The organism is Streptomyces sp. MnatMP-M17, assembly GCF_900091995.1.
Classification (GTDB): domain Bacteria; phylum Actinomycetota; class Actinomycetes; order Streptomycetales; family Streptomycetaceae; genus Streptomyces.
In genome coordinates this window covers 1-8,526 of the sequence record NZ_FMDK01000127.1, presented here as the reverse complement: position 1 = coordinate 8,526, position 8,526 = coordinate 1, and the positions used below count along the sequence as shown (strand labels likewise).

General features: G+C 68.5%; 5 protein-coding genes and 1 pseudogene. 3 read left to right on the top strand and 3 right to left on the bottom strand.

Features of this window, described 5'->3' with window-relative positions:
- Positions 1–2,887: DUF6531 domain-containing protein (locus GA0115259_RS06845; RefSeq protein WP_141716471.1), on the bottom strand; the 2,887-nt coding region annotated here is incomplete at its 3' end.
- A gap of 200 nt (positions 2,888–3,087) precedes the next feature.
- Here GA0115259_RS06845 and GA0115259_RS06840 point away from each other — a divergent pair.
- Positions 3,088–5,073: a DUF8189 domain-containing protein gene (locus tag GA0115259_RS06840; RefSeq protein ID WP_093592335.1), complete on the top strand. Its 1,986-nt coding sequence runs from the start codon at positions 3,088–3,090 to the stop codon at positions 5,071–5,073.
- Here the strand turns inward: GA0115259_RS06840 and GA0115259_RS06835 are convergent.
- On the bottom strand, positions 5,036–5,542 hold the full coding sequence (locus GA0115259_RS06835) for a GtrA family protein (protein ID WP_093592332.1): 507 nt from the start codon (positions 5,540–5,542) through the stop codon (positions 5,036–5,038). The genes GA0115259_RS06840 and GA0115259_RS06835 overlap by 38 nt on opposite strands.
- Positions 5,543–5,729: 187 nt before the next feature.
- On the opposite strand from GA0115259_RS06835, the gene GA0115259_RS06830 reads away from it, so the two are divergent.
- Together GA0115259_RS06830 and GA0115259_RS06825 are read left to right on the top strand one after the other, a co-directional pair.
- On the top strand, positions 5,730–6,647 hold the full coding sequence (locus tag GA0115259_RS06830; RefSeq protein WP_093592329.1) for a class I SAM-dependent methyltransferase: 918 nt from the start codon (positions 5,730–5,732) through the stop codon (positions 6,645–6,647).
- 150 nt (positions 6,648–6,797) lie between these two features.
- Entirely contained in the window at positions 6,798–7,877 is a 1,080-nt protein-coding gene (locus GA0115259_RS06825; protein ID WP_093592326.1) for a chitinase, read from the top strand.
- Positions 7,878–7,949: 72 nt separating this feature from the next.
- On the opposite strand, the pseudogene GA0115259_RS06820 reads toward GA0115259_RS06825, so the two are convergent.
- A pseudogene (locus tag GA0115259_RS06820) lies at positions 7,950–8,526 on the bottom strand (serine/threonine protein kinase); the annotation flags it as partial.

Genomic DNA, 8,526 nt, shown 5'->3' with positions numbered 1-8,526 from the left:
TGCCCGCGCCGTAGCCGTACTGGGTGCAGCCGCCCGCCGGATCGCACACCTTGTCGAGCCGGTCTCCGGTGTAGGTGTACGTCCAGCTCAGCGCCGCGCCGTCGACGGCGTTGGTGGCCACCTTGGTGACATGCGCGCCGGTCCAGGTGAAGGTGAGCAGCCGGCCGCTGCGGGCGTTGACGGCGGTGGAGATCTTCCCGCCGGAGTAGGTGTAGGTGACGGCCGTGGAGAACGGATCGGTGATCTTCGTCAGCAGACCGGAGGAGCTGAACTCGTAGGTCGTGCCGGACTTGTCCTGGAGCTTGTACGTACCGGCCGTGGCGTCGACGGTCAGCTTGGCGAAGCGGCCCGGCGGCGGCGCGAACGTACCGTCCGTGTTCTTGCCGAAGCGGACGTCCTGGCCGTCCGGGTAGCGGATGACGACATTGCCCGTCCCGTCGTCGTCGGGTGTGAGCCTCATGTCGTACCGCGTCGACCAGCCCGCGCCGAAGGCTGCGTCACGCCTCGGGTCCAGGCTGTTGTACGTCCGTACGAGCGTCAGATCCGGGCCCACACCGGCGACGGAGGCGTCGACGGCTGCCGTGGTGAAGTTGCCGACGTTCGGATCGAACTCCTTGCCCTGGGCCTCGGCGAGCCGTGAGGTGATCTCGGGCTGCGGGACGGCGGCGATCAGCGCGACCTGCGCGGTCGGCACCTCGTTCGACGCGTCCTTGACGAAGCCGCGCCAGAGATATGTCGTACCCCACTTCAGCCGTCCGGCGGGCACGGGATAGGCGGATCCCGGCTGATAGGCGGAGGTGGTGCAGGCCGTCGGCCTGTTGTCCTTGTCCGCCTCGCAGATCTCGAACTTGTACTGGAGCGAGGATCCGGGCGGCGCGTCGATGTCGACACCGGCCGCCCAGAGCTGCGGAGTGAGCGTCTGCGCCTGGTATCCGTTCGGCGGGAACTGCTCCTTGACCACCGGCGCGATGTCGAAGACCTGGAGGATCAGCCGTCCCGGCGGCACCTGCTCGTCGGTGAAGACCTTGCCGCCCGTGCGCACCATCGTGAAGTCGAGCATGTAGGTGCCCGGCGGCAGCGCCTTGATGGTGGCGTCGAAGGTGATGCGCTGGCCGTTGGCCACCTGGCCCGTGACATTGGCCGCGCGCTGCTGGGTGACCAGCTTGCCCTTGGAGTCGTAGGCCCGGTAGGCGAGGTAGTAGCCGCTCGATGTCCAGGTCTCCGCGCCCTTGTTGGTGACGGTGACCTTGACCTTGCCCGCCTGGTTCTGGAGCACCGGCGGATCGGGTACCGGCTTGGGGAAGGAGTACGAGGCGTTGTACGGCGAGTGCGTGACGAACAGCGTCGGCGGATTGGCGGTGGTGTCGCCGGTGAACTTCTTGAAGCCGAGCGGGTCGGTGGCCGAGGCCCGCAGGGAGAGCCCGTAGTTGGGCTGCGTACCGTCCGCCCAGCGCTGCACCAGGTCACGGCCGCCCTTGCCGAGGTTGAACAGCTCACCGGCCGCCGGGCAGCCGGAGGACGAGGAGCCGAGGGCTATATAGCCGTACGCGAAGGACCGGGAGGCGAGCGCGTTGCCGACCGAAGGGCCCGGGTAGGAGCCGCCGGTCGCGACCGTCCAGGGCTGGGTCACCGGGTGGACGGAGACGGAGCGCGGCTTGCAGGAGGCCGCTTCGTAGTTCACCACCTGGAGCTGCGCACCGAAGATGTGGTGGTTCCTCAGCTTGGTGTCGAGACCGGGAAAGCCGAGGTAGGAGGCGGTGGAGCCGGCCGTGCCCTTGCCGACGTGCAGTTCACTGGCGCCCGAGACCGCTCCATTGCCCGTGACATACATCGAGGAGGACGACTTGGTGGTGTCGACCGAGGGATCGACCCGTACGGGGAACTCGCGCGCCGGATCGGTGAGCCAGTCGCGGTCGACGCTGATGCGGAGGGCCTGGCCGCCGTCCCGCTCGATCAGTTCGTAGCGGACGGCGTGGGAGACGACGCGCTTGGCGTCCTCCATGAATCCGGCGGGAATGACGGCCTTCGTACGGCCCTGGCCGTCGGCGAGGACGACGGAGCCCTCACCGCCGTCGGCCGCGCTGCCGGGCCTGGCGGTCAGACCGGTCAGCCGGAGAGGGAAGACAAAGCTGGTCGGAGCGTCGGCGGAGCGCAGGACCAGCGTCTCCTTGATGCCGCCCGCCTGCGAGTCCAGCCACAGATCGGTTCCGGGCAGCACATCGGAGTAGCTGACCCGGTCGCCGTCCGCGCTGCCCTGGGCGGCGGCGGCGCCGTCCAGCCCGTACGCGAAGGACTCGCCGGAAGGGAGGGTGAGGGCGGCGAGCCGGTCCGCGTCGGCCCGGTCCGCGAGCCGGATGTCCACGGAGTCCGAGGTGTTGGAGAAGGCGCCGTCGCCCGCGTCCGACTCGACCAGCGAGGGATCGATGGGCCGCCAGGCGCCGCTGTCGTCCTTGTAGTTGACGGGAACGGTGGACAGCTCGGTGGTCTCGGTGCCGTCGGCGTTGGCGTAGGTACGGCTGCGCGCGCCGCGCTCGGAGACGATCTCCTTGCTGGTCCTGCGGTCGAAGCCCGCCACCTCGCCGTCCGCGGCGGGCGGGGTGCCGACGGAGGCGGTGTTGCGTCCCTTGTCCGGCTTGTTCACGGCCTGGGCGCGCAGCGGGTACTTCGCACGCAGCGACTGCCCCGTACGGCGGTTGGTCTTGCCCGAGACGAGATGGTCACGGCCTTCGGCACTGCCCCAGCGCTGGCCGGGCCCTTCGGCTCCGGGCAGCGGGTCGGGGAAGAGCGGGAAGCCCGCTCCCGCGACCGCGAGTGTGCCGACGGTCACGACACCGACGACCGCCAGGGCGATGGCCTTGAACCAGCCGCTGCCCCGGAGACGAGTCATCAGGAAGCGTTGCGCGAGCCTGCGGTACGCCGGCACGGTCCCCCCACTGAGCCGAGTTGATTGATCTTCAAATCATGATGAGTGCATGACGAATGTGTCGAGTCGATTACGGAAGGTTCATCTGGTGGTCGACTGCTCAAGATTGTTGTTCACCCGAGCGCTACCGCTCCGTTCACCCAGCGACGCCTAGCGTCCAACGCATGACTCTCAATTCGCCTCGTAGCTCGGCACGTTGGACAGCGCTGGCCATGGCAGTGGCCGCCTCTCTGCCTCTGCTCGTAGCGGTTCCCGGCAGCGCTGAGGCCGCCGCTCCGGTCACCTGCGGCTCGAACGGCGCGACATACGGCATCGACTCGGCCGGCAAGCTGATGAGACAGGACATGCCCTCGCCCATCTCGGGCAATACGATGCCCGCCGCCTCCACCATCGACACGGGATGGACCGGCTACGGAAAGCTCATGGCCGGCCCTGGAGCGACCTTCTACGGGATCAAGTCGGACGGTCTGTACTACAGCCACCGGATCACCGCGAGCAACACATGGGACGTGCACCACAAGAAGCTCACCACGGGTTTCGCCCAGTTCCGTACGGGCGACAAGGCCGATGACGTCACCATCGACCGAGGCGGCTACCTCTGGGCGTTCGAGGCGGAGACGGGAGCGCTGCGCTGGTGGCACTACAGCGTCGCCGGCGATGACGTCACCGCCACGGGCGGCAAGATCGTCGACATGGGATGGGACCGCTACGAGGCGATCTACGCCGGCGACAAGGGCGTGCTCTTCGGGCGCGCCGCCGATGGAAAGATCTACCGGTCGCGCTACGACGTGACCAGCCAGCGCTGGCTGGAGCGCCATGTCCTGGCCTCCGCCTCGGACTGGACCGACACGAAGTCGATGTCCACCTATGGCGCGGACACCCTGTTCCGGGTCAAGGGCAACGGCGAGGTCCGCTACTACCGCTACGACGAGGACACCCGCGACTTCCCGGTCTACAACAAGCTGGTGGCGAACAGCGGTTGGGCCAACGCGTACACAACGGTCTCCACGGCGCCCGACATCTGCCGGATCGACACCGACCACACGCCCGCGTCGCCGGCCGTGGACGTGCAGCCGTACAGCCGCGGCGCCGTGCTCAACTCCTCGGCCGGCTCGCTGGAGTACGCGTTCACCGACAGCCTCGGATACCTCCGGTACGGCCGCCAGGCGGACCCGTCGGACTTCAACGGTGTCAAGTGGGAGACGATCGGCGGCAACGAGGCGTTCTCGGGACAGCCGTCGCTGTCCGAGCACACTGACGGCCGGGTCGTGGTGACCGCGCTCAACACCGCGGGCAGTGTCTGGCAGCGCAACCAGGCCGCCAAGGGGGCGGCCGACTGGGGCGGCTGGATCGATCTGGCCGGCGCGATGGCCCAGCCCGCCGTCACCGCCAAGACTCCGTCAGGACTGCTCGTCCAGTTCTCCGTCGACGCGAACGGCGCTCCCTGGTACCGCCTCCAGCAGCGCGCCAATGTGGACTTCATGGGCTGGACGCCGCTCTCCGGCACCGGCTTCTCCGGACCGCTCACCGCGGTGACCGTCCGCGACGGCATCCAGCTCTTCGGCAAGAACGCCTCGGGTGCGCTGAGCACGGCGCTGTTCAAGGAGCCCGGCACCATCTCCTCCTGGACGACGGTGGGCACGCAGACCATCACCGGCACTCCGGCGGTGGTCGTCTACCCGGGCTACCGTCTCCGTATCTTCGCCACCGACACAACCGGCACGGTCGTCACGACCGTCCAGGCCACTGAGGGCTCCGTCTACGACGCGTGGAGCGCGGTCGCCGGTGTGACGGCGGACGGCTCGCCCGCCGCCGTGATCAGCCCGCTGAACGGCATCACCGAGGTCGTGGTGCGCGGCGCCGACGGCACGATCTACCACACCGGTGAGGCGGTGCAGGGCACCGGGACCTGGCGCGCGTGGAGGCAGGAGAGCGAGGAGCTCTCCGCGACCGAGCCGAACGCGTTCACCTTCACCGACTCGTCCGGTCCGACCTGGGCCTACTCATTCCGCACCGCGACCCACCAGACGCGGGTCTACAGCGTCCGTCCGGACTTCGCGCTGAAGCGGGCCCAGGCTTCCGGCGCGGCCAAGCAGTCCGAGGCTCCCGTCTTCACCGCCCATTCGCTGCCGGCTCCCCCGACGAACTGACACACGAAGGAGAAGGAGGGCCGGCCGCAGCGATGCGGTCGGCCCTCTTTTCCTGCTCCGGCCCGTGCCGAAGCGACTTGTCCTGGTCCGGCCTGTCCCGCTCCGGGCGGAGCATGATCGTACGGGAGACCACAAAGGTGACCGGAACAGCCGCGGCGGCTGCGATCAGCGGCGCGTAACGGCTGCTCAGACGCAGGACGTCCACCAGCAGATAGACACCGCTCGTGGTGATCACGAAGTTCGCGGCGTTGGTGAGCGGGAAGAGCAGGAACTTCCGCCAGGTGGGACGCGTCCGGTAGGTGAAACGGCTGGTCAGGAAGAACGATCCGACCATGCTCAGCAGAAAGGCCAGAACGTGGGACACGACATACGGCAGTCTGTTCAGCAGGGCCAGGTAACACGCGTAGTACGTGCCGGTGTTCACCACCCCGACCAGGGCGAATCTGAAGAGCTGGACCCGGACCGTCATCTCCGTACGCGCTCTCCCCGAGTGAAGTGACCGGCGCGCCGCCGACCCTCAGGAGTGTGACACAAGCGGCCCTGCCCGAGCCGGTGGCCACACCTCCATATTTCATCCACTCCCGCCTCATCAAGACTTCATCTTCTCGGCATCCCCAGATGGTCCGGAAAGCGAGGCACGGGCGTAGCTTCCGCGCATGTCATCCCTACTGAGCAACCGGCTGGCGAAGCGGATTCTCCGTCCGGTCGCGGCCCGAGTGGATCAGCGCGTCAAGCGGTCGTCCTCCTCCCTGCGCTCCGATGTGGAAACCCTTCAGCGCGAGGTGAAGGAACTGCGCAATCAGCAGTACGTGGTGGGCCTGCTGTTCAACAAGATGGGCCGCAGTGGTCCCCGGGTGTTCACGCCTGCCGCGTTCAACACTTTGGTGCGCCAGATCGCGGATGTGACCGGGCAGGAGACCGGTGTCGCGCGCCGCAACGCCACCATCGCCTTCCGCAATGTGATCGCGATGGAGGCCCTCGCCGTGGGCCGGCTGGCCGGCTCCACCGCCAATATCTGCGGCAAGCTCGCCACCGTGCCGCTGCTCGACCCGCCGAACAAGGACGTCCTGGAGATCGGCACTCTGCACGGAGTCTTCGCGGCCACGCTGATGCGGATGCTGCACCGCGCGGGCCTGGAGGCGCGGCTGACGATCGTCGATCCGCTCGCGGGCAGCCAGCTCCAGCCCGGCGCGGGCATGGGCGCGGACCCGACCGGTACGCCGGTACGGATGGATGTCGTACGCGAGAACCTCCTGCTGGGCGGCCGTGCGGGCGCCGAGGCCCGGATCGAGCAGGGCTTCTCCGGCGATCCCGAGGTACGGGCCGCGGTCTCCGACCGTGAGTACGGCGTGATCATCGTGGACGGTGACCACTCCGCGGAGGGCGTACTCGCCGATCTGGAGTGGGCCGAGGACATCGTGGCTCCCGGCGGGATCGTCGTCCTTGACGACTTCGGCGACGGGAAGTGGCCGGGCGTCAAGGAGGCCGCGGACAAGCATCTCGCGGGCGGCACCTCGCGGCTGGAGATGCTCGGCCGCGTCTCCACCTCGGCCTTTCTGCGGGCGCGCGCCTGACAACCCGCGGGAGCGCGCCTGACAAGTCGGGTTGGTCCGGACCCTATTGACGAAAGGTCTGGACCAACTTACGTTAAGCGCGTCGCATCGCACCCGTACGCCTCCGGGTCCCCCACGCTCCCGGCCGGCCGGGGCGGAAGGGAGCACGGCATGATCGCTCGGACGGTACGTTTTCTGGGGGCCGGCCTCGCCTTGGCCTTCGTTCTGCAAGGGCTGATCGCCGCGGCGCCGGGCGCGCCTCGTGCGGCGGGCGCGACGAGCGCGGCGCAGGATGTCACCTGCGCGGTCAAGTCGAAGCCCACGGGCAAGGTGCTCCAGGGCTACTGGGAGAACTGGGACGGCGCCGCCAACGGTGTGCATCCGCCGCTCGGCTGGATCCCGATCACCGACAGCCGTATCCGTGAGCACGGCTACAACGTGATCAACGCGGCGTTCCCGGTCATCCGCTCGGACGGCACGGTCCTCTGGGAGGACGGGATGGACGCGACGGTGAAGGTCGCGACTCCGGCGGAGATGTGCGCGGCCAAGGCCTCCGGGCTCACGACACTGCTGTCGATCGGCGGCGCCACGGCCGGTATCGACCTCAGTTCGAGCGCGGTCGCCGACCGGTTCGTCGCGACGGTGGTGCCGATCCTGAAGAAGTACAACTTCGACGGGATCGACATCGACATCGAGACCGGTCTGGTCGGCAGCGGCAACATCAACACGCTGTCGCCGTCGCAGGCCAATCTCATCCGCATCATCGACGGTGTGCTCGCCCAGATGCCCTCGAACTTCGGTCTGACGATGGCGCCGGAGACGGCGTATGTCACCGGCGGCAGCGTGGCGTACGGCTCGATCTGGGGCGCGTATCTGCCCATCGTGAAGAAGTACGCGGACAACGGCCGGCTCTGGTGGCTGAACATGCAGTACTACAACGGCAGCATGTACGGCTGCTCGGGCGACTCGTACTCCGCCGGCACGGTCGCGGGATTCACCGCGCAGACGGACTGCCTCAACCGGGGCCTGGTCATCCAGGGCACCACGATCAAGGTCCCGTACGACAAGCAGGTCCCGGGACTTCCGGCGCAGACGGGCGCGGGAGGCGGCTATATGGCGCCGAACCTGGTCTCGCAGGCGTGGAACAACTACAACGGCGCCCTGAAGGGCCTGATGACCTGGTCGGTCAACTGGGACGGCTCGAAGAACTGGACGTTCGGGAACAACGTCAAGGCGTTGCAGGGCCGCTGAAGACAGGGCCGCTGAGCAGGCTTTCGCTGAACAGGCGTTCAGGGCCTGGGTGTGCAACGCCCAGGCCCTGTCCTACGCCCTGAACCGCTGCTGGCGCTCCAGCGTGCGGCGCAGTTCCGTCGGGAGCGCGTGATAGGCGCCGTACGCGCGCTCGGTGTCCCAGAGCAGATTCTGCAACTGCTGCCGGGCCGCCGCGTGATCGCCCACCGCGAGCAGCAGATTGGCCACGCGGTGCCGGATGTCGAACGCGCGGCCCGGATCGGTGAGCGCGCCCGGCTGTCCGCTCTCGTAGTACGGAAGGACCGCGTGGTACTCGGCCAGCGCGGCGGACGCCTCGCCGAGCTGCTCCAGACATTGCGCGGCGTCGTAGCGGAACTGGAGCGTCTGCGGATCGCCGGGGCCGGCCTCCGCCGTACGGTCGTCGGCGAGTCTGCGCAGCTCGGGCAGCGCGCGGCGGTACTGGCCGTCGTCCATCAGGGTCGAGGCGTACTGCTTGCGCAGGATGCGTACGACCGGTGAGTGCTCGCCGTGCTCCTCGGCCGCCGCCGGGAGGATGTCGCCGAGGATGTCCACCGCCCGCGCGATACTGCCCTCGCCGAGCAGCCGTTTGACCTCGTCGACCGCGGCGGCGACATCGGGCCGCCGGGCC

Bases quoted from the DNA above. Each gene is read 5' to 3' on its own strand.
- GA0115259_RS06830 (WP_093592329.1), top strand. From the start codon at position 5,730: ATGTCATCCCTACTGAGCAACCGGCTGGCGAAGCGGATTCTCCGTCCG.
- GA0115259_RS06840 (WP_093592335.1), top strand. From the start codon at position 3,088: ATGACTCTCAATTCGCCTCGTAGCTCGGCACGTTGGACAGCGCTGGCC.
- GA0115259_RS06835 (WP_093592332.1), bottom strand. From the start codon at position 5,542: ATGACGGTCCGGGTCCAGCTCTTCAGATTCGCCCTGGTCGGGGTGGTG.
- GA0115259_RS06825 (WP_093592326.1), top strand. From the start codon at position 6,798: ATGATCGCTCGGACGGTACGTTTTCTGGGGGCCGGCCTCGCCTTGGCC.